The organism is Acidovorax radicis N35 (genome assembly GCF_000204195.1).
Taxonomy (GTDB): Bacteria; Pseudomonadota; Gammaproteobacteria; order Burkholderiales; family Burkholderiaceae_C; genus Acidovorax; species Acidovorax radicis.
In genome coordinates this window covers 527,376-547,832 of sequence record NZ_AFBG01000021.1, presented here as the reverse complement: position 1 = coordinate 547,832, position 20,457 = coordinate 527,376, and the positions used below count along the sequence as shown (strand labels likewise).

General features: G+C 66.3%; 22 protein-coding genes. 5 read left to right on the top strand and 17 right to left on the bottom strand.

Annotated elements, in window-relative coordinates; translation table 11 throughout:
• Positions 1-15: 15 nt before the first annotated feature.
• From ARADN35_RS0119485 to ARADN35_RS0119475, 3 genes are all read left to right on the top strand, one after another.
• On the top strand, positions 16-984 hold the full coding sequence (locus ARADN35_RS0119485; protein ID WP_010465134.1) for an AraC family transcriptional regulator: 969 nt from the start codon (positions 16-18) through the stop codon (positions 982-984).
• Between the two features lie 262 nt (positions 985-1,246).
• The gene (locus ARADN35_RS0119480; protein ID WP_010465132.1) at positions 1,247-2,566 is read left to right on the top strand and encodes a hypothetical protein; all 1,320 of its coding nucleotides are present in this window, start codon (positions 1,247-1,249) and stop codon (positions 2,564-2,566) included.
• Positions 2,567-2,813: 247 nt separating this feature from the next.
• The gene (locus ARADN35_RS0119475; protein WP_010465131.1) at positions 2,814-3,452 is read left to right on the top strand and encodes a flavin reductase family protein; all 639 of its coding nucleotides are present in this window, start codon (positions 2,814-2,816) and stop codon (positions 3,450-3,452) included.
• Between the two features lie 12 nt (positions 3,453-3,464).
• Here ARADN35_RS0119475 and ARADN35_RS0119470 read toward each other — a convergent pair whose 3' ends face one another.
• Positions 3,465-3,869: a tautomerase family protein gene (locus ARADN35_RS0119470; RefSeq protein WP_010465129.1), complete on the bottom strand. Its 405-nt coding sequence runs from the start codon at positions 3,867-3,869 to the stop codon at positions 3,465-3,467.
• Between the two features lie 167 nt (positions 3,870-4,036).
• On the opposite strand from ARADN35_RS0119470, the gene ARADN35_RS0119465 reads away from it, so the two are divergent.
• Positions 4,037-4,984, top strand: a complete 948-nt coding sequence (locus ARADN35_RS0119465; protein ID WP_010465127.1) for a LysR substrate-binding domain-containing protein — start codon at positions 4,037-4,039, stop codon at positions 4,982-4,984.
• 72 nt (positions 4,985-5,056) lie between these two features.
• On the opposite strand, the gene ARADN35_RS0119460 is transcribed toward ARADN35_RS0119465, so the two are convergent.
• The 16 genes from ARADN35_RS0119460 to mnmG form a co-directional block, all read right to left on the bottom strand.
• Positions 5,057-5,512 carry a GNAT family N-acetyltransferase gene (locus ARADN35_RS0119460; RefSeq protein WP_029414205.1) on the bottom strand — a complete coding sequence of 152 codons (456 nt, stop codon included), beginning with the start codon at positions 5,510-5,512 and terminating at the stop codon, positions 5,057-5,059.
• 9 nt (positions 5,513-5,521) lie between these two features.
• Positions 5,522-6,586, bottom strand: a complete 1,065-nt coding sequence (locus ARADN35_RS0119455; protein ID WP_244265926.1) for an alpha/beta fold hydrolase — start codon at positions 6,584-6,586, stop codon at positions 5,522-5,524.
• 201 nt (positions 6,587-6,787) lie between these two features.
• The gene (locus ARADN35_RS0119450; RefSeq protein WP_010465120.1) at positions 6,788-7,750 is read right to left on the bottom strand and encodes a hypothetical protein; all 963 of its coding nucleotides are present in this window, start codon (positions 7,748-7,750) and stop codon (positions 6,788-6,790) included.
• A 190-nt stretch (positions 7,751-7,940) separates the two neighbouring features.
• Positions 7,941-8,555 (bottom strand): penicillin-binding protein activator LpoB, encoded by a 615-nt coding sequence (gene lpoB, locus ARADN35_RS0119445; RefSeq protein WP_010465118.1) that lies wholly within the window; start codon positions 8,553-8,555, stop codon positions 7,941-7,943.
• 47 nt (positions 8,556-8,602) lie between these two features.
• Positions 8,603-9,013 carry a YcfL family putative periplasmic lipoprotein gene (locus tag ARADN35_RS0119440; RefSeq protein ID WP_010465116.1) on the bottom strand — a complete coding sequence of 137 codons (411 nt, stop codon included), beginning with the start codon at positions 9,011-9,013 and terminating at the stop codon, positions 8,603-8,605.
• A gap of 35 nt (positions 9,014-9,048) precedes the next feature.
• On the bottom strand, positions 9,049-10,581 hold the full coding sequence (locus tag ARADN35_RS0119435; protein ID WP_010465115.1) for a COG3014 family protein: 1,533 nt from the start codon (positions 10,579-10,581) through the stop codon (positions 9,049-9,051).
• A gap of 327 nt (positions 10,582-10,908) precedes the next feature.
• Positions 10,909-11,652: a class I SAM-dependent methyltransferase gene (locus ARADN35_RS0119430; protein ID WP_010465112.1), complete on the bottom strand. Its 744-nt coding sequence runs from the start codon at positions 11,650-11,652 to the stop codon at positions 10,909-10,911.
• Positions 11,653-11,662: 10 nt separating this feature from the next.
• The gene (locus ARADN35_RS0119425; RefSeq protein ID WP_010465111.1) at positions 11,663-13,000 is read right to left on the bottom strand and encodes a hypothetical protein; all 1,338 of its coding nucleotides are present in this window, start codon (positions 12,998-13,000) and stop codon (positions 11,663-11,665) included.
• Positions 13,001-13,238: 238 nt separating this feature from the next.
• Complete coding sequence (locus ARADN35_RS0119420) at positions 13,239-14,156, bottom strand: ParB/RepB/Spo0J family partition protein (protein WP_010465109.1); 918 nt, start codon at positions 14,154-14,156, stop codon at positions 13,239-13,241.
• A 38-nt stretch (positions 14,157-14,194) separates the two neighbouring features.
• Positions 14,195-14,491, bottom strand: a complete 297-nt coding sequence (locus ARADN35_RS0119415) for a cupin domain-containing protein (protein ID WP_010465108.1) — start codon at positions 14,489-14,491, stop codon at positions 14,195-14,197.
• Positions 14,492-14,511: 20 nt separating this feature from the next.
• Positions 14,512-14,769 (bottom strand): hypothetical protein, encoded by a 258-nt coding sequence (locus ARADN35_RS0119410; RefSeq protein ID WP_010465106.1) that lies wholly within the window; start codon positions 14,767-14,769, stop codon positions 14,512-14,514.
• Complete coding sequence (locus tag ARADN35_RS0119405) at positions 14,766-15,311, bottom strand: RBBP9/YdeN family alpha/beta hydrolase (RefSeq protein WP_010465104.1); 546 nt, start codon at positions 15,309-15,311, stop codon at positions 14,766-14,768. The genes ARADN35_RS0119410 and ARADN35_RS0119405 overlap by 4 nt, the downstream gene beginning before the upstream one ends.
• A gap of 34 nt (positions 15,312-15,345) precedes the next feature.
• Positions 15,346-16,158: a ParA family protein gene (locus ARADN35_RS0119400; RefSeq protein ID WP_010465102.1), complete on the bottom strand. Its 813-nt coding sequence runs from the start codon at positions 16,156-16,158 to the stop codon at positions 15,346-15,348.
• Positions 16,159-16,191: 33 nt separating this feature from the next.
• The gene (locus tag ARADN35_RS0119395; RefSeq protein WP_010465100.1) at positions 16,192-16,806 is read right to left on the bottom strand and encodes a LysE family transporter; all 615 of its coding nucleotides are present in this window, start codon (positions 16,804-16,806) and stop codon (positions 16,192-16,194) included.
• A gap of 106 nt (positions 16,807-16,912) precedes the next feature.
• Positions 16,913-17,590 carry a 16S rRNA (guanine(527)-N(7))-methyltransferase RsmG gene (rsmG, locus tag ARADN35_RS0119390; protein WP_010465098.1) on the bottom strand — a complete coding sequence of 226 codons (678 nt, stop codon included), beginning with the start codon at positions 17,588-17,590 and terminating at the stop codon, positions 16,913-16,915.
• Entirely contained in the window at positions 17,587-19,566 is a 1,980-nt protein-coding gene (mnmG, locus tag ARADN35_RS0119385) for a tRNA uridine-5-carboxymethylaminomethyl(34) synthesis enzyme MnmG (RefSeq protein ID WP_010465095.1), read from the bottom strand. The genes rsmG and mnmG overlap by 4 nt, the downstream gene beginning before the upstream one ends.
• Positions 19,567-19,716: 150 nt before the next feature.
• Here mnmG and ARADN35_RS0119380 point away from each other — a divergent pair, with 150 nt between their 5' ends.
• A complete protein-coding gene (locus ARADN35_RS0119380; RefSeq protein WP_100199457.1) occupies positions 19,717-20,343 on the top strand; it encodes a Crp/Fnr family transcriptional regulator in 627 nt (208 codons plus the stop codon).
• Positions 20,344-20,457 lie beyond the last annotated feature (114 nt).

Genomic DNA, 20,457 nt, shown 5'->3' with positions numbered 1-20,457 from the left:
AGTTCTATCGCAAACATGCCAAACCTGCCTGCCACGCCTCCCGCGCCCTTCGCGCCCCCCGAACCGGGGGTGGAGCACTTTGCCGCCCAGGTCGTGCCACGTGCCCGGCGCGGGCTGTCGTACGTCGGTTCGCTCACACCCGAGCTGTTTGTGCCCACCGCCGCCCGCCCGGTGCGCGCCAAGCTGCGCTGGCTGGCCGCCGACACCCAGGTGATGCCCCACAGCCACCCATGGGCGCAGGTGGCGATCTCGACCACGGGCGTGATCCGGCTCACCGTGAGCCACGGCACCTACATCGTGCCGCCCTCGCGTGCGCTGTGGATTCCGCCCGGCGTGGAACATGCCGTGACCATGGTGGAGGATGCCGACCTGCGCACGCTGTACTTTCACCAGCCACGCGGCCAGTGCGGGCCAGGCGCCCTGGGCAGTGGCAACCCCCGCCAGCGCAGCGATGACGAAACCGCCGCCTGGCGCCAGTGCCGCGTGCTGGAGGTGTCCGACCTGCTGCGCTCGCTGGTGCGCGAGATGCCCACCACTCCTGACGGCGACCCGGCCCCCACAGCCGCCGAGCTGCTGCGCGAGCAGCACCTGAGCGCCCTGGTGCGCGACGAACTGGCCCGCGCCGCCGCCGTGAAGCTGGGCGTGGACCTGCCCCAGGACAAGCGCCTTCGCCATCTGTGCGAAGCCGTGCTGGCCGACCCCACGCGCCATGAAACCCTGGCCGACTGGGCGCGGGACACCGGCGCCAGCCCCCGCACCGTGGCGCGGCTGTTCCGCTCGGAACTGGGCAGCACCTTCACCCAGTGGCGCCAGCAGGTGATCCTGGCCAAGGCCGTGTCGCTGGCCGCCGGGCGCATGCCCATGGGCCAGATCGCCGCCGAACTGGGCTACAGCCCCAGCGCCTTCAGCGCCATGGTGCGCAAGTCAGTGGGGCAGCCGCCGGGACGGTTTCTGGGGCAGCAGCAGCCAGTGCCTGCGCACTAGGGCGAGCGCAACCACAGGGATGCCGACGCACGGTGGACGTGGACAGCAGGCCCCAGCGCTTTCCCGTCACATCTGCGCCCCACTTGCGCCCCGCCGGCGCACGCCGCGCAGCGGTGCGGGGCCGCCGCGTGAAATGGCCAGACCGGGCGTGCGCCTGACAGTCGATCAGCGCCCTGTCCTGGGTCGTTAGTCCTGCCCGCCTACGTTCGAAATCTTCCGTGGCCGTCACAGTGGGCAATCTCCCTACAAAGGTTTGAACACCATGACAAAACACATTCGCAACCAGGTGGCAGCCTTTTTCCTGCTGCTCCCCGCCGCCACCGCCCTGATGGTCGTTCCGGGTACGGTCATGGCGCAGCCCGCCGCCCCTGAATTGCGATCACTGCAGGTGGTCACAGACGACGGTCTGCGGGCCGGCGCAGATCTGCAGTTCACGGTAGAAGGCACACCGCGGGGCCGGGTCCAACTCCATGTTGCCGGTGTGCCTCGGGCCATCGTGCTGCAGGAAACCGAACGGGGCGTGTACACGGGCAGCTACACCGTCCGTCGCCAGGACCGGCTCCATGAAGGCAGCGCCGTGCGCGCCACGCTGAAGGTGCGCAACCGCACCATCACCAGCAACTACTCGCTTCCGGCCGACGTTGGTGGCCGGAACGTGGTGGCGGCACCGCCACCTGGCCTGAAGATCGACCGTTTCTCGGTTGCCCCCATCGACAAGATGGAGCCCGGCGCCGAATTGCGCTTTACGCTGAACGGCGCCCCAGGAGGCAGGGCTGATTTCGACATTCCCGGTGTCATCGACAACGTGCCGATGCGCGAGGTATCGCCGGGCGTGTATGAGGGTGCGTACACCATCCGCCGCATGGACAACCTGGCGCCGTCGCGCCCCACGGTGGCCACCTTGCGTGTCGGTGACCGCACGGTCTCCTCGACCCTGACCCAGCCCCTGATCGCCGATGCCAAACCGCCGGTGATTCGCCATGTGTCGCCGCGCGACGGGGAGACCGTCCCGCGCAGTGCGGCCACCTCGGTGTCCGGGACGTTTGATGACGTCGGTGGTGTGGGTGTGGACCCCAAGAGCGTTCGCATCGTGATCGCGGGACGCGATGTCACGTCCACCTCGCAGATCACACCGCAGTTTTTCACCTACCGCGCGGACCTGCCCACCGGCCGGTATCCGGTGGAAGTGACCGCCCGGGACCTGGTGGGCAACGGCATGCGCCAGAACTGGACCTTCAACGTCGCTTCGCAAGCGAACGCCGCGCCGACCACCGTGCAGCTGCAGGTGAGCAGCCATGCCAACAATGCCACGGTCGACAGGGGCGCCGTTGTCATACGCGGCCGCACCGTGCCTGGCGCGGTGGTGGATGTGAAGGTGAATGCGGTAGGCACCCTCGTCGGCGTGTTTGGCCTGAACCAGGAATTGCTGTCGCAGCGTGTACAGGCCGATGGCAATGGTGACTTCTCGTTCAGCTTCACCTCCCAGGTACCGCTGCCCGGCACCCGCTACGAAGTGACGATGACCGCCGAAAGGGGCGGCATGGTGGCGACAGAGACCCAGCTGGTGCTGTTCCAGAAATAAGATACCGCCGGCACCCCAGCGGCGACAGGAAATCGCCACCCAAAAATGGACCCTTGTGGTCCATTTTTTTGATAGAAATGGCTTTCCACGCTTGTCCATCAAGCGCCTTAAGCTATTATTTTTGTAGCGTTTTTGAAATCCTGGTGACTGTCCCCAGCACAAGCCGGAGGTAATGTGTGAAACGGAGTCTGCGCGGTGAAAGGAACACCCGCTGCAGCGTGCACCTCATCCAACCTTCCTGCGCCCCATGAACACCACCCCACCCCGCCGCGACGACATCCACAGCTACGAGCCCCGCCTGGGCCACGGCCTGCCGCACGACCCGTTCAACGCCATCGTGGGGCCGCGCCCCATCGGTTGGATCTCCACGCAGAGCGCGGCGGGCGCCACCAACCTGGCACCCTACAGCTTTTTCAACGCCTTCAACTACGTGCCGCCCATCGTGGGCTTTGCCAGCATTGGCTACAAGGACACGGTGCGCAACGTGGAGGCCACGGGCGAATTTGTGTGGAACCTGGCCACGCGCGACCTGGCCGAGGTGATGAACCAGAGCTGCGCCGCCGTGCCGCCCGAGGTGAGCGAGTTCGAGCTGACGGGCCTCAGCACCCGGCCCTCCACCCGCGTGCGCCCGCCGCGCGTGGCCGAAAGCCCCGTCACCTTTGAATGCCGCAGCACGCAGATCCTGCGGCTGCAAGGCGTGGACGGGGAGAAGGTGGACACCTGGCTGGTGCTGGGCGAAGTGGTGGCCGTGCACATCGACCGGGCACTGCTCAAGGACGGCGTGTACGACACGGCGAACGCGGGCCACATCCTGCGCGGTGGCGGCCCAGCCGATTACTTCACCGTGGGGCCGGAGCAGCTGTTCAAGATGGTCCGGCCGCGCTAGGGACCACAGCGCTCAGGCTGCCGCGTTGTTCTGGACCAGGTCCATCGCAAACCGGCCATGGCCCACGGACCAGTCGGAATAGTCGTTCTCGTGCATGAAGATGAATACATCGGTCGGCGCCACGCCCGCCATGGCCAACAGGTTGCGCGCGATGGCGGCGTAGAGGGCCCGCTTCATCGCATCGCTGCGCCCACGCCGCAGCGTGATCTCGACCACCACCACGCGGTCGGACCGGGCCACACCGTTGAAGGTGGGGCTGCAGGCAAATTCACCGGGGGCGTAGCCCGCCACCAGGTTGAACAACTCGTCCGGCGGCATGCCGATGCCATCCACCAATGCCTGGTGAATGCCTTGCACGATGGCATCCCGCGTGGCGGCGGGGGTGTCGTGCGGGATGTTGGTGCGGATAAAGGGCACGGTTTTCTCCTATGTTCATTCAGATCAAATAAGGCATCCAGGCCAGCGGTGGCGCAACTACAAGCATTTCAAGCCGCTACCGCTCAACATTCAAACGATTGTTGCTATCAATTTCACGATTGAAAAGCGATGATTTGGCTGGTTTTATGTGCTCTAGAATCACATATATGAGCCACCGCCTGCCCCCGTTAAGCGCCCTGCGCGCGTTCGAAGCCGCAGCCCGGCTCGGCCGCATGACGGCGGCGGCGGACGAGCTGTCGGTCACGCCCGGCGCCATCAGCCGCCAGGTGCGGCAGCTGGAGCAGCATCTGGGCGTGGCCCTGTTTGATGGCAGCAAGGCCCGACCCACCCTCACCCCGGCGGCGCATGTGCTGCAGCCGGTGCTGACCCATGCTTTTGCCCACATCGCCGATGCCGTGCGCGAGGTCAGCGACCCCCGCCGGGGGCCGCTGGACGTGGCGTGCTTCAGCACCTTCACCGTGAAGTGGCTGATCCCCCGGCTGTTCGACTTCCAGGCCCAGCACCCGGGCATCGAGGTGCGCCTGCGCACCACCGACGCAGGCACCGATGCCAAGCGCCAACACGGCGATCTGGTCATCACCGCCGAGGAGGCCAGCGGAGCGCGGGACGCCAGCAGGGAGCAGCGACTGTTTGCCGAACACCTCGGCCCGGTGCTGAGCCCCGAACTGGCACAGCGGGTGGCACTGCAGCAACCCGCCGACCTGGCGGACCCGGCCGTGTCCCCCCTGCGCCTGCACACCCGCACGCGGCGCAATGCCTGGGCCATGTGGGGGGCAGCGGCGGGCGCTGCCGCGCCCGAGCCCGTGCCCGTGCCCACACCTTCGCCGTCGGGGCCGGAGTTTGAGCACTACTACTTCACGCTGGAGGCCGCCGTGCGCGGGCTGGGCATTGCCGTGGCTCCGTGGCACCTGGTGATGGACGACGTGTTGGCGGGCCGGCTGGTGGCACCGCTGGGTTTCGTGGCCTCGGGATATGACTACGTGGTGCGCCGCCGCGCCAGCGGCCCCCTGCCCCGGCTGGATGTGTTCTGCGCCTGGCTGCAGGCGCAGGCTGCGGCAACGCCGGCACCGCCTGGTCCGCAACAGCTGGATTGATGCCCCGTTGCCTTAAAAACCCGGCACCGCTGAGCCCGTCGCAGCACTGCCTAGCACGATGACGATCAGAGGTTACGACATCAGCGACTTGCTCATGTAGACGGTGACGCCACCCATGAAAGACTCCTCGCGATCCACCACAAACCCCTGTCGAAGGTACAGATCAACATTCGACTCGAACAGCTTGTTTGTGAAAAGCCGAAGACCTTTGAGTCGCAGCCCCAACGCCGTGTTCTGCGCGTGATCCATCAGGATGCGGGCACAGCCACGACCCTGAAAAGACGGTGCGACCGCAACGTTTTCAACGAGCAACCACTCTGGCTCCGGGATCATCTCAATCAGCGCGGCAAAGCTGCCGTCCACCTCCAGCAGATCGACCAAGTGCTCTCTGATGGCCGATTCGTAGTTGGCCTTCATGGGAAGCGGCTCGCGCCCGATCACCGGAATCCACTTCGCATAAGCGGCGCGAGTCAGCGATCTCACGGCCATCGCGTCCTTCTCTGCCGCTCGCCTGAATTGGAAGTTCATGGCGCAAAGCTACCGCAACAGCGGTGCGCACAAGCCAGCGGCCGGTTCGCGCGCCCACTGTTCGGTCCAGGCCCACACCTGCTGCACGCCGTCCGCGCCCTCGCCACCGGCCCTGCGGCGCTGCAGGCCGTGGTCTGCGCCGTCGATGCGCCGCGCGCAATAGGGCACGGTGCGCACAGCGGCCATTTCCGCAAAACGCTCGTAGGCGGGGGCGGGCACCAGCGCGTCGTCGCTCCCCCACACCTGCACCAACGGCCAGGGGCTTTGCACCAGCGGCAGGGTCAACGGCCAGTTCCACAGGTCGCGCCAGTAGCCCAGGCTGCGGCCCTGCGCCACGGCGCTGTCGGGACGGCGTCCAGCCACCACGCGGCCCAGCTCCTCCCAGTCTGCTTGCGCCTCCAGGCGCTGTGCCTGCAGGGCACCGGCCTCCTGCGGGTCCAGCCCGCTGGAGGCCAGCATCACCAGGCCGGCGAGTTGGGGCACCTCGGGCGCCAGGGCGGGCAACAGCTCGGCCCCTTCGGAAATACCCACCAGCAGCTGCGGCAGCGCGGGCGCGCCTTCACGTTCGCGCTGCTGCGCATCCGCGACCAGAGCCGCGCGGGCGTGGGCCAGCCAGGTGGAGAGACGGTCCTGCTGCACAAAGTCGCGTGCGCAGTCTGCGGGCGCCGTGCGCGCCTGGGGGTCCACACCGGGCTTGTGCAGCACCAGCACCTGGGCGTGCAGCAGGCCGGCAAAGTAGCGGTCCGCAATCGGCCCCATGCCCGCGCAGCCGGAGCCGGGGATGACGATCACACGGTAGCGCAGCGGTGCGGTGCGTTCGCTGCGCGCGAGGGCCTGGAGCGTGGCGCCATCGGCGCCTGGCAGCGGCCGCAGTGCGAAGGTCTCCGACGGGGGTGGGGCCTGGGTCGGTGCCACCGGGGCCTGCGCGGGCGCCTGCGGTGTCTCTGCGGAAGCTTCGGGCCCGTACACATTCACCAGCGATTCGGACACGGCCGCCGCATAGAACGGAGGGGGCGATGCGGCGCAGCCACCAAGCACACAGGCAACGGCCGTGGCCACGAAAAAGGCCAGCACGGGGCTGGCCAGGGGCCGCAAAGGTGCGGCAGAAGCAGAAAGGTGTTTTACGTTGAGCACAGGCCACAGTCTGGCATGACTGCGACCACCCAGGGAACTGCACCTGCTACTGGTGCGCCGCCCAGCGCGAGATGCCGAGCAAGAGGCTGCCGCCTCCGGCGGTCAGCACCGAGCGGCAGCGCATCAGGGGGTTGTCCCCTGCTACTTCAAGATGAGGACTTGCTCAGGCTGCTGGGGCTGCGGCATGGGCATGGGCTGGCCGCCCTGCTGGTACACCGGTGCAGGGCGCACGCCGCGCGCCAGGTTCGCGTCGGTGTAGCCCAGCTGCATGGCCATCTGCTGGTACACGTCCTGCGCCAGCGACAGCGAGGTCTCGCGGATCACCTTGGCGCGATTGGGCGGGGCGATGTCGCCACGGATCGACAGGATCTTGGTGTCGTTGCCTTCGCCCTGGGCGGAGAACGCGGCCTTGATCTCGTAGGTCTTGGTGTTGATCAGCGAGAAATCGGCCAGGAGCTGCAGGCCGTACTGGCGTGTGGCGCTGGTGGTGCCCTGCAGCGGCGAGAGCGCGTCGGTGAAGTCGATGCTGGAGACCACGCCGAACAGCACGTAGTCGGCGCCGTTGAACTCGCCCTTCTTGATGCGGCTGATCACGTCGTTGACCTGGGGCTGCACCTGGGGCGTGGCCATCTTGCCGGTCTGCACCTGATTGAGTATCTGCTCGGCCTTGCTGTTTTGCGGCTTGCCGGCGTCAAAACCCTTGCCCTGGATCAGGCGGAAGTAGGTGCCCTGCAGGATGGCGCCCTTGATGTCGTTGGTGTAGCCGCCGAGCTCGCGCTGCTCGATGTAGCTGTAGCGACCAGCCACGTAGGTGCCGCTGGCCTGCTCGGACGCCTGCATGTGCTGGCTGCCCGAGTGCGAGCCCGAGCCGCCGTAGGGGCCGTGGCTGTAGCCGCCACTGTGGCTGCCGCCCGCGCTCATCTGGCTGCTGCGCTGGTAGGTGCCGGCCAGGAAGTACTCGGACACGCGCTGGGCGTAGGCCAGGTCGGTCACTGCGATCTTGGGCGCCGCGCCGGGCTGCTGCGCCAGGGCGGTGCCGCCCCAGGCCATGGTGGTGGCGGCGATCACGGCCAGGGCCGTGTGGAGAGTGGTTCTACGTTGCATGTGATGCTCCTGGTGAGCTAACGGAATGTCATGTGTTCATCAAACGATACGGGCCATCGCCAACATCGTCCGATACTGGCGCGACCCAGGCGCGGGACGCCAAGCAAGGGCCGCCCCGCAGCGAGGGCGTCGTCCCCCTTCCCGCGCGCAGCGCGAGAGAAAGGGGGAAGCGGTGCAGCCGCTCAGGGGGTTACCTCTTACTTGTCTTGCGGATTTCCTTCTCGTCCTGCCATTCGATCGTGCCTTCCTGCACATCAAACAGCTTGAGCGTGAACTTGTAGTACACGTCCTTGGTGTTGTTGTTCTGCTTGACGATGCTGGTAAGCTCGCCTTCCATGGTGTATTTGGCTGCCGTCATCTGGCCGACCTTGGCGGTGGTGCCCTGCTTGTACAGGCCGCTCTGGTTCTGGCGCTGCAGCTCGTCCACGCCCTGCTGCATTTCGTTGATGGAGCGCACAAAACGCACCTTGCCCGACTTGACCAGTGCGGTCTGGATCGAGCTCATCACGTTGGTGGTATCGATGTACTCGCTGGTCTTGTTCTTCACGGTGGAGATCGTCACCGTGGGGCGGCCCTGGAAGATGCCGGTTTCCAGCAGGCCGCCGGTCATCTTCTCGGCAATCATCTGCAGGTCGGTGGAGCCGAACTCGTTGGTCACGAGCTCGACGGCCTTGGCGTCGCCGTAGTTGACCTGGCGGTCAAAACGCACGGTGGGCGAAGACAGGTTCTGGCAGGCCGACAGGGCCAGCGTGCCGGCCGCGAAGGCCAGGATCAGCGCGCTGCGCTGAATGGTGTTCTTTGTCATGGTTTTCAACTCCTCACTCAACAATATTTCGATGGGGCAGCGCGGGTTCAGCGCGGCTCCACATTCATTTCAAGGCGCAGGTCGACCGCCGCGGCAGTGGGCGCCACGCTCTTGACGGTCTGCTGGCCCAGGCCCAGCACGCTCATCTGCTTCCAGGATTCGCCGTCGCCCACCTGGTTGCCCACGTTGTCCAGCCACTTGAAGCGGTAGAACACGGTGCGGTCGGTGCGGCCCATGTTGGCCATGTCGGCCTGCACCACAAGGATGTCGTTCTTGCGCACGATACGCATCTCGCGCACAGCGATGCTGTTGGCTTCGCCGCGCAATGCAACCTTGGAGGCCACGGCCAGCGGGGTGGCTGGGTCGTGCAGCTGGGCACTGGCACTGGTGGCCAGGGTCATCGTGAGGGCCGCGCACACAAGGGCGGGTGCAGCAGCAAGGGCAAAACGGGTTCTCATGCCAGAGGCTCCTTGAAAATGGGACATATGCGGGTTCAGTTCTTGGCAGGCGCCGCAGGGGTGGTCGCCGTAGACTTGACCGCCGACTGGGGCACCGCGCGGGTGCGGTTGTTGTTGGAGGTGCGCGTCGGGGCGGCGGGTGTTGCTGCCGCCGGGGCCGCTTGTGCGGCAGCCACGGTGGGCAGCTGGCCCAGCATGGCCACGTCGCCGGTCAGCACACTGTTGTCATACATGCGCAGGGGCACCAGGGCGTACTGGCCGTCGATCTTGATCGGCTGGGGCAGTTGGCGGCCATTGACGCTCACCACGTGCTCGCCCGGTGGCAGGTAGCCACGGGCCACGTACACACGGCCGGGCAGCATGCGCCACATGCGATCGTCCGCCTGCTCGGTGGCCACCGAGGCCGCCGCACCGATGATGCCGCCAATCAGGCCGCCACGCTTTTGCAGTTCGTTCTGCAGCACGCCCTTGGCCACGGCACGGGTGAAGCCACGCAGCACCATGCCGGGCATTTCGTCCTTGAGCGCACGGCGCGCCATCACGTTCACGTCCACCACCTTTTCAAGCTTGAGGTCGGTACCGGCGGCGGAGATGGTGGTCAGGAGGGCGTCCTTGGAAGGCTCGATCACCGGATAGGAGATGCTGGCCGTGACCAGGCCCCGGCCCGTAGGCACGGGGATGGTGAAGGCCTTGGGTTTGCGCGCTGGGGCATCACCGGCTTCGACGATGAAGAGCACATCGGTCATGCGCTGGCGGCGCTTCCAGGTAAAGCCGGTGCGGTTGTCCAGGCCGCGCAGGCCTTCTTCGAGCACACCGGTTTCGGGCTTGAGTTCGATGGCCTTGCGGTAGCCGGGCGCAGCCAGGCCAGGCTCGTTGAGCATTTCGTACAGGAAACCGGCCAGATAGTGGGAGAGGGCGTTCTGGTAGCCGTTCTTGAGGGCAAGCACTTCGGGGTCGTTGAGCGTCTCGACGGGGTAGCCATTGAGTTCCTTGCCCCCCGAGGTGGCGCCCTTGGACTTGGCTTCTTCTTCCGCAGCCAGGGTTTCTTTCGAGCGGAATTCGGCAATGATGGCTTCACGCTCGTGGGTGCGCTTGATGTCCACGCGGGCGTTTTCGAAATCTCCCACGGCCATGCGGTTCAGGGCCAGGCGCGTGGTCACCCACACTTTTTCATAGTCCTGGCCTTCGTAGACCTTCAGGCGTTCGCTGATCAGTGCAGCGCCCACGGTGCCCATGAGCTTGCTGGGGTTGGTCTTGGCAGTCTCTTCCCATTCCTTGACCTTGATGTCGGCCAGCAAGAAAGCGTTGGTGCTGTCGGGGTAGCGCCGGTCCATGCGCAGCAATTCGCCGCGTTCCATGTTGTAGAGCAGCGCGGTTTTTTCTTCCTCGCTCTTGGCCGTGCTTTCGAGCTGGGCAATGGCGGCGGGAATGCCGCCGCTGCGGCCAGCGTTTTGCATGTCGGTCGCCAGCTTGTCATGGCTCTGCATGGTGGCGCAGCCGGTCAGGGCGGCGCTCAGGGCCAGCACCCACAGAAGGCGTGGGCGGAAACGGGATGGGTGGGCGGTCATGAATGCTCCTTGCAGATCGGTCGGTTGTGCACCAGAAAACCCCGGCCATGTCCACGCGCAAGACGGCACCGCGCTGCGGGCACACCGGTCAGGGTGGTGCGCCGCAGAAGCCGGTGTGGCCTGCAGGATGGGAAGTCCGGACAAGGAAGGTGCTGGCGGCCGGTGCGCCCCCTCCCGGCGCGTTCACGTGCTGCTGGCAGCCCCCTCTGGCTGTGAGTTTCTTGGTAGTTTTGTATGGGGTTGTAGCCAGGGACGCAATGTAGCAAAAGCTTGTATCTTTTCTGTAACCGCGCCGAACAGCTCAAATCGCAATCGAACATGGGCATCTCATGCCTCCAGGCGGTTCAGGGGAAGGCGGTACAGCCACACCACGCGGCCACCGGGCGCACGCAGCTGCGCGCAGGGCAATACGCCGGGCACTGCGAACTCCAGGCTCACCAGCCATGCGCCGGGTGCCAGCTCGGCCTGGGCCTTGGCGGCGGCGCGGGCCATGCTCTCGGGCCGCTGGAACAGGTACACCATGCGGTAGGGGCTCCAGTCCTCAGCCCACATGTCGGCGCGCCGCACCCGGGCCCAGGGGCACCGCAGGGCGCACAGCAGGCGCAGGGGCCAGCTCCATTCGATGCCCTCCAGTTGCGCGGCCGGGTAGGCATGGCGTAGCGCCTTCAGGCCATCGCCCACGCCGCTGCCTGCATCCAGCACCCGGGCCCCCAGCGGCAGCGGGGCCTGCGAGGCCAGGGACTGCAGCGCATGGTGGGGCGTGGGAAACAGCGGCGCATCGCGCCAGGCGTTCAGGGGGTACACCAGCAGCAGCAGCGCCAGCGGCACCAGCCACGCCCAGGTCGGCAGGCTGGCCGCGCCCAGCAGCGCCAGCGACAGCGGAAAGCCCGCCGCAATCAGCCCGCGCCGCCACCAGCTGTCGCCCAGCACACTGGCCGCCGTCCCGAGCAGGCAGGCGGCCAGCAAGGCCGCCACGGGCGGGACCGCGCGCTGCAGGGCCACAAAAATCAGCCACGCGCACGCCCACGCCACCAACGCGGGCAGGGGCCAGGGCATGCGCAGAGCCAACATGGGTTCGTTCTCAGCGGCCAAAAATGCCGCGCAGCAGGTTGACGGGGTTCACCACGTTGCCCGCATCCGTGCCACCCTCGCCCGCCGGCTGTTGGCCTGCCGGCGCGCCACCCATGCCACTCGAATAGGCACCGCCTGAGGCAGCCGCTGGAGCAGCCCCCATGCCGCCGCGCCGCCCCTGCATCTCTTCGCCCAGCATCGCCATGGTGTGCGACTTGACGCGCACGCGCACGGCCCACTCGGGCTCCCACGCGGCCTTGGGGTCGGCCGGGCGCGGCGGGTGCACGATGTGGCTTTCGCCGCCGTAGGCCATCATGCGCAGCATGGGCGTGGCATCGCGCCCGCCGCCCGCAAAGATGCCCTGGGGGATGGCGCACTGCGTGGTTTCGGGCTGCAGCAGCACACGCTCCTTGAGCCAGCGGTCGATGGTGGCGGGCGACAGGTAGTCGAACAGGCCCATGCCCGTGTCGGGCGTCTCGGCGCTGGACCACATCACGAGGTCGTCCCCGTTCTGCGACATGGCATGCAGGTAGTAGGCGCGCGCATTGCGCACAGGCTGCCAGCTGGTGCCCATGCTGTCCTGTGGCTTGCCGGTGGTGCGCAGGTCGATGGCGGGCATCAGGTCTTGCGCCGCGCCCAGCGTGAATTTCATCGACGCGGGCACACCCTCGCCGCGCACCTGGTGCTCGCCCACCAGCGAGGCGTCACGCGACAGGCTCACCTGGTTGCGTTCGTTGGGGTACAGCGCATAGGCCGGGCCCACGCGCGGCCCCCGGTCGGGCACGGCGCGGCCTGCAAAGGCCTGGGCATAGTCCGTGGGCTTGGCGCGCGCCAGGTCGATCACGCGCGGCTGGCCCGCGCGCACCGTGGCGCCACAGCCCCAGTAGAGCAGGATGCGGCCCTTGGGCTGGTGCTGCTGGTACTCCTGGGGCACCTCGCCCGGCTCGGTCTGGGTGGGCTGCGCGCGCGGGGGGATCAGCGGCAGGGATTCGCCCATGCGCACGCCTGCGGGAATGGCATGGCTGGCTTCGACGCCGGGGCGCAGGGTGTTGTGCAAGGCGATGTCGATGACACGCGGCGGCATGATGGACATGGCGCGGGCGTTGCCATAGGACGTGTTGCCACCGCCCGCCCTGCCCTGCGCGCCGCCGCCCATGAGACCGCCGAGCAAACCGCCGCCACCGGGCAGGCTGTCCATCTCGGGCATGCCCGCCATGGTGCCGGTGGACACATCCATCCACAGCTGGACCTTGGGGGGTTTGGTGGTTTGGGCCTGGGCGCCCAGGCTGGCGATGCTCAGGCCGACGGCTAGGCAGGCGGGGGTGAGGACGAAGCGCAAAGGGGTCATGGGGGTCTGCTCCAGGAGATACATGGATCACCCGGCAAACCATCGTGGGCCGCAGAACGGCGCTTTCGCCGCCCTGTGAAGAGGCCTTGCGGTCAACCCGGGTGTGTTGAACGCAGCGCAGTGTAGGCCCCGCACACACGCATTTTGCCTGCGCAAGTTACGGCTGGAAACCGTTTCTGTGCGCTATTTCACGCATGGTTGCGCCGAAGTAGAACGGCGCCCCTGGTGCGCAGGGAGATCAGCCCCGCAGGCGGTCGATCAGCCCGTTCAAGGCCTCCAGCGAGCCGAACTGGATTGCCAGTTCGCCCATGTCCTCTACCCGGCCATGGCGCTTCACGCGCTTTTTCACGCGCACCTCGACCTCGGCCATGAGCAGGTCCGAGAGTTCTTCTTCCACGCGCTTCAAGTCGCGCGACTTTTCCTTCTGGGGCTTTTGCGGCACCAGGCTGAACTCGGCGCCGATCTTCTTGACCAGCGCTTCGGCCTCGCGCACGGACAGCTTCTTGGCCGCGATCTGGTTGCCCGCGGTGATCTGGGCCGCGCGGTCCAGCGACAGCAGCGCGCGCGCATGGCCCATGTCGATGTCGCCGGCCATCAGCATGGTCTGCACCGGCTCGGCCAAGTTCAACAGGCGCAGCAGGTTGCTGGCGGCGCTGCGCGAGCGGCCCACGGCCTGCGCGGCCAGCTCATGCGTGAGGCCAAACTCCTTGACCAGGCGCTGCAGCCCGTGGGCTTCTTCCAGCGGGTTGAGGTCTTCGCGCTGGATGTTCTCGATGAGCGCCATGGCCGCCGCCGACTCGTCGGGCACATCGCGCACCAGCACCGGCACCTCGGCCAGGCCCGCCAGGCGCGAGGCGCGGAACCGCCGCTCGCCCGCGATGATTTCGTACTTGCCGGCGTTGTCCCCACCCGTCAGGCGCCGCACCAGGATGGGCTGCATGATGCCCTGGGCCTTGATGGATTCGGCCAGCTCGTACAGCGCACCCTCGTCCATGCGCGTGCGGGGCTGGTACACGCCGGGCACCAGTTCAGACAGCGGCAGGCTGCTGGGCAGCCCGGCTTCAGCCGCCTGGGCCTGTTCCACTTTTTCTTCGACCTTGGGGCCCAGCAGGGCTTCGAGGCCGCGTCCCAGGCCCTTGGGTTTTTTGGTGACCATGAAATGCTTCTCGCGAAAAGGAATGGGGGAAAGAGTCTTCAGCGGTCGATGATGACCAGCGTGCCATGGCTGCCCGGTGCCACCGCGTGGGGCACGCCAGCGGGCACGATGAACACCTCGCCCGCGTTCACCTCGGTGACCTGCCCCTGCAGGTCCAGGCGCATGCAGCCGTCGAGCACCAGCAGCGCTTCGTCAAAGTCGTGCGACTCGTCGGGGTAAGCGGCATCGTCCATGCGCAGCACCTTGAGATTGGCGCCTGCCGCCTGGCCCACAACCGTGGAGTTCCAGGCGCGGGGCAGTTGGTCGGCGATGGCGGACAGGTTGATTTTGGTCATGGGTCGGAAGCACACATATTTCAGAACGTGGGGCGGCCCACCGCACGGCGCTTCTTGCGGCTGCGCCACAAACGAAGCCACACACCGAATGCGATGGCCAGCAACACCAGGGCCAGCATGAACTGCCCCAGCGCGCCCACCACCACGGCGCCGCCCGGTAAAAACCAGGAGAGCATGGTGAGCGGCGCCTCGAGCCACGCGGGATCGAGCTTTTGTGGCGACGGCACTGCGGGCGGTTCAACCGATGCTGGCTTGTTCCAGAAGGTCCGCAGCTTCATGCGACATCACCCGCCAGTTCGTGCAGCCAGGCGTGGCCTTCGTCCCAATCGCCCAGGCCCGATTCGGCATTGATGTGGCCGCGCTCGCCGTAGTCGATGAAGCGAGCGCCCCAAGCCTGCGCCAAACCCTCAGCGCGCTCCAGGCTGCAATACGGATCGTTGCGGCTGCCCACCAGCAGGGCCGGGAACGGCAGGGGTTTGCGCGCAATGGGTGCCCAGCCGTGGATCTGCGCGGCCAGGTCGGGCCGCTCCACATCGCCCGGCGCCACCAGCAGCGCGCCCACCACGCGGTGCGCGTTGGCCGAATGCGCAGCCCACCAGGCGGTGAGGATACAGCCCAGGCTGTGCGCCACCAGCACCACGGGGCTATCGGCATCGACCACGGTTTCTTCCAGCCGCGCCGACCAGTCGCCGCGCAGCGGGCGCATCCAGTCGTGCTGCTCCACGCGGTGGTAGCCATAGCGGGCCTCCCACAGGGTTTGCCAATGATCAGGGCCCGAGTTCTGCCAGCCGGGCAGCAGCAAGACGTTGGAAGCCTTCATTACTATCAATTTAATAGCTATTAACGCTTATCTATCAAGCGCTAGATGCCATTTTTGCCATGGAAGACGCTGCGGCAGGCATGGTTTGCACCCGCTCGACCATCTCTTGCGCAAATTCGACAAAAGCCTGGCTGCCTTTTGCGGCCGGGTCGAACACCACACCGGGCAGCCCGTAGCTGGGCGCCTCGGCCAGGCGCACGTTGCGCGGGATCACGCTGTTGAACACCTTCTCGCCAAAGTGCCCCTTGAGCTGGTCGCTCACCTGCTGCTGCAAGGTGATGCGCGGGTCGAACATCACCCGCAGCAGGCCAATGATCTGCAGGTCGGCATTGAGGTTGGCATGCACCTGCTTGATGGTGTTGACCAGGTCGGTCAGGCCTTCGAGCGCGAAGTATTCGCACTGCATGGGCACGATCACGCCGTGTGCGCTGCACAGGCCGTTGAGCGTGAGCATCGACAGCGACGGCGGGCAGTCGATGAGCACAAAGTCATAGTCGCCATCGGCCTCGGCCAGCGCGGCCTTCAGGCGCTTTTCGCGGTGGTCCAGCGCCACCAGTTCCACCTCGGCGCCCGCCAGCTCGCGGTTGGCACCCAGCACCCAGTAGCCACATTTTTCCGACAGCACGGCCGCCTCTTTGACCGAGGCGGATTCGAGCAGCACGTCGTACACCGTGAGGTCGAGGCTGCGCTTGTCCACGCCCGAACCCATGGTGGCATTGCCCTGCGGGTCCAGGTCCACCATCAGCACGCGCTGGCCGATCTTGGCCAGGCCCGCAGCGAGGTTGACGGTGGTGGTGGTCTTGCCAACGCCACCCTTCTGATTGGCAACGCAGAAAATTTTGGCCATGTGGGTGTTGCAGTCCGTGTTGTTGTCGTTGTTTTATTTGGAGATGGCCAGCTTGATGCCAAAGCCGATCAGAAAGACGCCCGCCACTTTTTCCAGCACGCGGCCGATGCGCGGGTTGGCGCGCATGCGCGCGGCGAGGTGGTGCGTGAGCAGCACGGCGACCAGCCCATAGATAAACGTCAGCACCGCCACCGTGGCCGCCATCACGCCAAAGGTCAGCAAACCCTGGTGGCGGGCCGGGTCCACGAACAGCGGGAAGAACGCCATGTAGAACACGATGGCCTTGGGGTTAAGCAAGGTGATCAGCCCGGCCTGCTTGAAGTAGTGGCGCGGCTGGATGTTGAGGATGGGTTGCGCCCCCGGCTTGGCCGTGAGCATCTTGAAGCCCAGCCAGGCCAGGTAGGCTGCGCCCAGCCACTGCACTGCATTGAACGCCGTGGGGTACGTGGCCAGCAAGGCCGCCACACCGGCCACCGCCGCCCACATCAGCACCTGGTCACCCGCGATCACGCCCATCGTGGCCGCCAGGCCACCGCGCACGCCGCCCTTGCTGGTGGAGGTGATGAGCGCCAAATTGCCGGGGCCTGGAATGAGCAGGAACAACACAATGGCGGCGACAAAGGCGCCGTAGTCTGCGATGCCAAACATGATCTCTCCCGGTGTGCTGGATGGGTGCTCAGAGGATGCACCCGCAATGAGGAGCCGAGTTTACGCGACCACCCAGCCCCTGCCGCTGAAAAGTCAACGTCCGGGTTCAGGCTGGCTTCATCCAGATGATGCAGCGCTCGGCGTCAAGACCGGGGACGGTGAGCTGTTCCACGTGAAACACCGACACATCGGCGGGGAGCGCCGCAATTTCATCCTCGGGGTGTTTCCCCTTCATGGCCAACCAGACGCCGTGGGGCGCCACCAGCGCAGCCCGCGACCAGGTCACGAAGTCGGGCAGCGAAGCAAAGGCGCGACAGCTGATGATGTCAAAGGGTGTTGTCAGCGTCTCGACCCGCGCGTGCACGCCATGCAGGTTGCGCAGCTTGAGAGTCACCGCCGCCTGCTGGATGAACGCCGCCTTCTTGCCCACGGTGTCTACGCAGCTCACATCCACCTCCGGGCAGCAGATGGCAAACACCACTCCGGGCAGGCCTCCGCCCGAGCCAACGTCGAGCAAGCGCACAGCGTGGTGGCCATCCCCTGCCAGCACTGCAACATGGCGGCGCAGTGGTGGCACAGCGGCCAGGCTGTCCAGCAGATGGTGCGTCATCATCTCCTGCGGATCGCGCACGGAGGTCAGGTTGTAGACCTTGTTCCACTTCTGCAGCAGGGCAAGAAAATCCATCAACAGGGTGATCTGGGCGTCGGTCAGACCCAGGGCCAAGGCATCGGCCCCTGCCTGCAGCTGTTGGCGCAAGCTGTCGTTTGTCACTGCCGTCGTCATGCCGCCACTTCCCCCTCTGCCTTGGCAGCCGCAGCCGCCGCAAACTCCTTGAACCCGCCCTTCTTGAGATGCACCATCAGCAGCGAGATCGCCGCCGGGGTGATGCCCGTGATGCGCGAGGCGTGGCCCAGGGTTTCGGGCCGGTGGCGACTGAGCACCTGGCGTGCCTCGATGCTCAGGGCCGTGACTTGCATGTAATCCAGTTCGGCCGGCAAACGCAGCTTTTCAAAATGTGCAGCACGCTCCACTTCGTCCTTCTGGCGGTCGATGTAGCCCGAATACTTGGCGGCAATCTCCACCTGCTCCACCACGGGCTCACTCAGGGGCCCCAGCGTTTCACGTGAAACATCGTTGGTCGCGTATTTACCACCGTCCATGGACACCAGATTGGCGTAGTTCACATCGGGGCGGCGCAGCAGCTCGAACAGGTTGTATTCATGCTCAATGCTCTTGCCCAGCACCCGTTCAGACTCTGCCGCAGGCAGGCTGCGCGGATTCACCCAGGTGGCTTTCAGGCGTTCTGTTTCACGTGAAACAGCGTCCCGCTTGCGGCTGAATGCATCCCAACGTGCGTCATCCACCAGGCCCATGCGGCGCCCTGCTTCCGTCAGGCGCATGTCCGCGTTGTCCTCGCGCAGCTGCAGGCGGAACTCGGCCCGGCTGGTGAACATGCGGTAGGGCTCGGTCACGCCCTTAGTGATCAGGTCGTCCACCAGCACGCCCAGGTAGGCCTCGTCGCGGCCAGGCAGCCAAGGCGCGTCGCCCCGGCACTGCAGGGCGGCGTTGATGCCTGCGAACAGGCCCTGGGCCGCCGCCTCTTCATAACCGGTGGTGCCGTTGATCTGCCCTGCAAAGAACAGGCCCTGGATCTGTCGCGTCTCGAAGCTGCTCTTGAGCGAGCGTGGGTCAAAGTAGTCGTACTCGATGGCATAGCCGGGGCGCAGGATGTGCGCGTTCTCCAGGCCCGGCATGCTGCGCACCAGCTCGTACTGGATGTCGAACGGCAGGCTGGTGCTGATGCCGTTGGGGTAGAACTCGTGCGTGGTCAGGCCTTCGGGCTCCAAGAAGATCTGGTGGCTGTCCTTGTCGGCAAAGCGGTTGATCTTGTCTTCCACACTGGGGCAGTAGCGCGGGCCGACGCCCTCGATCTTGCCGGTGAACATGGGGCTGCGGTCGAAGCCGCTGCGGATGATGTCGTGCGTGCGTTCGTTGGTGTGGGTGATCCAGCAAGGCATTTGGCGCGGGTGCATCTGTGCATTGCCCATGAAGCTGAACACAGGCACCGTTCCCTCGTTCACGCCTCCGGGCATCCCATCACCGGGCTGCTCCGCGCACTTCGAGAAATCGATGCTGCGCCCGTCCAGCCGAGGCGGCGTGCCGGTCTTCAGGCGACCCTGGGGCAGCTTCAACTCCTTGAGGCGTGCCGACAACGACACCGCAGGCGGGTCCCCCGCCCGGCCCGCTGCGTAGTTGTTCAGGCCCACATGGATCTTGCCGTCCAGAAAGGTGCCCGCCGTCAGCACCACGGTGCGGCTGCGGAACCGGATACCCACCTGCGTGACGGCACCCACCACGCGGTCGCCCTCCACCATCAGGTCGTCCACCGCCTGCTGGAACAACCACAGATTCGGCTGGTTCTCCAGCATGCGGCGGATCGCGGCCTTGTACAGAATGCGGTCCGCCTGGGCGCGCGTGGCACGCACGGCGGGGCCCTTGCTGCTATTGAGAATGCGGAACTGGATGCCGCCCTCGTCCGTGGCCAGCGCCATGGCGCCACCCAGCGCATCCACCTCTTTCACCAGGTGACCCTTGCCGATTCCGCCGATGCTGGGGTTGCAGCTCATCTGCCCCAGCGTCTCGATGTTGTGGGTCAGCAGCAAGGTCTTGCTGCCCATCCGCGCAGCGGCCAGTGCGGCCTCGGTGCCCGCATGGCCACCGCCGACAACGATCACATCAAATTTCTGGGGATACAACATGGGGACACTCCGGGGCCTGGCGGGCCCGATAATCAAAACACCCGGTGCGCCCGGGCACCCTGTCAAAGGCGCCGCACACCGGCCCTGCTGGTGGCGGGCGCACTCGGCGCCCCAGCAGGCAACCCGCGATTTTCCCACTTTGCGCAGGCCGTGTCTGTTTCCAGCCCCCTCACCCTCTTCCTGACCGAGTTGCTTGGCGCCCCGCCTCTGGCCATAGAGGCCTGGTGGGCTCGTGCCGAACGGCGCGTGCTGGAGCGCGGCCAGCCCCTGCTGCGAGCCGGCGAACACTGGCGGCACCTGTGGTGGGTGGAGCGCGGTGCGCTGCGGCTGTACTACCTGGACCGCGACGGGGCCGAGTCCAACAAGAACTTCTTTCTGGACGGCGCCCTGTGCTGGCCCATCACCCCCACGCTGCGCCAGCAGCCGGTGATGTTTCACGTGGAACCATTGGAAGACAGCGTGGTGTGGGCCCTGCCCTTCCCCGTCGATCCAGGTGAACCGCTGCCCAGCGCGGGCTGGGCACCGTGGACCGCCCTGGAGCACCGGGTACTCTGCGCCCTGCTCGACGGCAAGATGCAGCGCGAGCAGGAATTTCTGCAACTCAGCGCCCGCCAGCGCTACACCCGCTTGCTGGAGCAACACCCGCAATGGGCCGAGCGCATCGCCCTCAAGCACCTGGCGTCGTACCTGGGCGTGACCGACGTCTCGCTGTCGCGCCTGCGCAGCGAGATGGGGCTTAGAGCGGCTAACAAAACTCAGCGCAGCGGCCCTGGCTAGGCGTTCCGTCGCAGGCAGCACAAGCAGTACGACAAGACGGAACAACGACCCCAGGGGAGTTTTGTGAGCCGCTCTTATCAAAGGATAAGGCGCAGGGCACGGGCCATCGGCAGA

What these genes read in the sequence shown, in the direction of transcription:
- ARADN35_RS0119485 (WP_010465134.1), top strand. Translation starts at nt 16, where the DNA reads ATGCCAAACCTGCCTGCCACGCCTCCCGCGCCCTTCGCGCCCCCCGAA.
- ARADN35_RS0119480 (WP_010465132.1), top strand. Translation starts at nt 1,247, where the DNA reads ATGACAAAACACATTCGCAACCAGGTGGCAGCCTTTTTCCTGCTGCTC.
- ARADN35_RS0119475 (WP_010465131.1), top strand. Translation starts at nt 2,814, where the DNA reads ATGAACACCACCCCACCCCGCCGCGACGACATCCACAGCTACGAGCCC.
- ARADN35_RS0119465 (WP_010465127.1), top strand. Translation starts at nt 4,037, where the DNA reads ATGAGCCACCGCCTGCCCCCGTTAAGCGCCCTGCGCGCGTTCGAAGCC.
- ARADN35_RS0119460 (WP_029414205.1), bottom strand. Translation starts at nt 5,512, where the DNA reads ATGAACTTCCAATTCAGGCGAGCGGCAGAGAAGGACGCGATGGCCGTG.
- ARADN35_RS0119450 (WP_010465120.1), bottom strand. Translation starts at nt 7,750, where the DNA reads ATGCAACGTAGAACCACTCTCCACACGGCCCTGGCCGTGATCGCCGCC.
- lpoB (WP_010465118.1), bottom strand. Translation starts at nt 8,555, where the DNA reads ATGACAAAGAACACCATTCAGCGCAGCGCGCTGATCCTGGCCTTCGCG.
- ARADN35_RS0119440 (WP_010465116.1), bottom strand. Translation starts at nt 9,013, where the DNA reads ATGAGAACCCGTTTTGCCCTTGCTGCTGCACCCGCCCTTGTGTGCGCG.
- ARADN35_RS0119435 (WP_010465115.1), bottom strand. Translation starts at nt 10,581, where the DNA reads ATGACCGCCCACCCATCCCGTTTCCGCCCACGCCTTCTGTGGGTGCTG.
- ARADN35_RS0119430 (WP_010465112.1), bottom strand. Translation starts at nt 11,652, where the DNA reads ATGTTGGCTCTGCGCATGCCCTGGCCCCTGCCCGCGTTGGTGGCGTGG.
- ARADN35_RS0119425 (WP_010465111.1), bottom strand. Translation starts at nt 13,000, where the DNA reads ATGACCCCTTTGCGCTTCGTCCTCACCCCCGCCTGCCTAGCCGTCGGC.
- ARADN35_RS0119420 (WP_010465109.1), bottom strand. Translation starts at nt 14,156, where the DNA reads ATGGTCACCAAAAAACCCAAGGGCCTGGGACGCGGCCTCGAAGCCCTG.
- ARADN35_RS0119415 (WP_010465108.1), bottom strand. Translation starts at nt 14,491, where the DNA reads ATGACCAAAATCAACCTGTCCGCCATCGCCGACCAACTGCCCCGCGCC.
- ARADN35_RS0119410 (WP_010465106.1), bottom strand. Translation starts at nt 14,769, where the DNA reads ATGAAGCTGCGGACCTTCTGGAACAAGCCAGCATCGGTTGAACCGCCC.
- ARADN35_RS0119405 (WP_010465104.1), bottom strand. Translation starts at nt 15,311, where the DNA reads ATGAAGGCTTCCAACGTCTTGCTGCTGCCCGGCTGGCAGAACTCGGGC.
- ARADN35_RS0119400 (WP_010465102.1), bottom strand. Translation starts at nt 16,158, where the DNA reads ATGGCCAAAATTTTCTGCGTTGCCAATCAGAAGGGTGGCGTTGGCAAG.
- ARADN35_RS0119395 (WP_010465100.1), bottom strand. Translation starts at nt 16,806, where the DNA reads ATGTTTGGCATCGCAGACTACGGCGCCTTTGTCGCCGCCATTGTGTTG.
- rsmG (WP_010465098.1), bottom strand. Translation starts at nt 17,590, where the DNA reads ATGACGACGGCAGTGACAAACGACAGCTTGCGCCAACAGCTGCAGGCA.
- mnmG (WP_010465095.1), bottom strand. Translation starts at nt 19,566, where the DNA reads ATGTTGTATCCCCAGAAATTTGATGTGATCGTTGTCGGCGGTGGCCAT.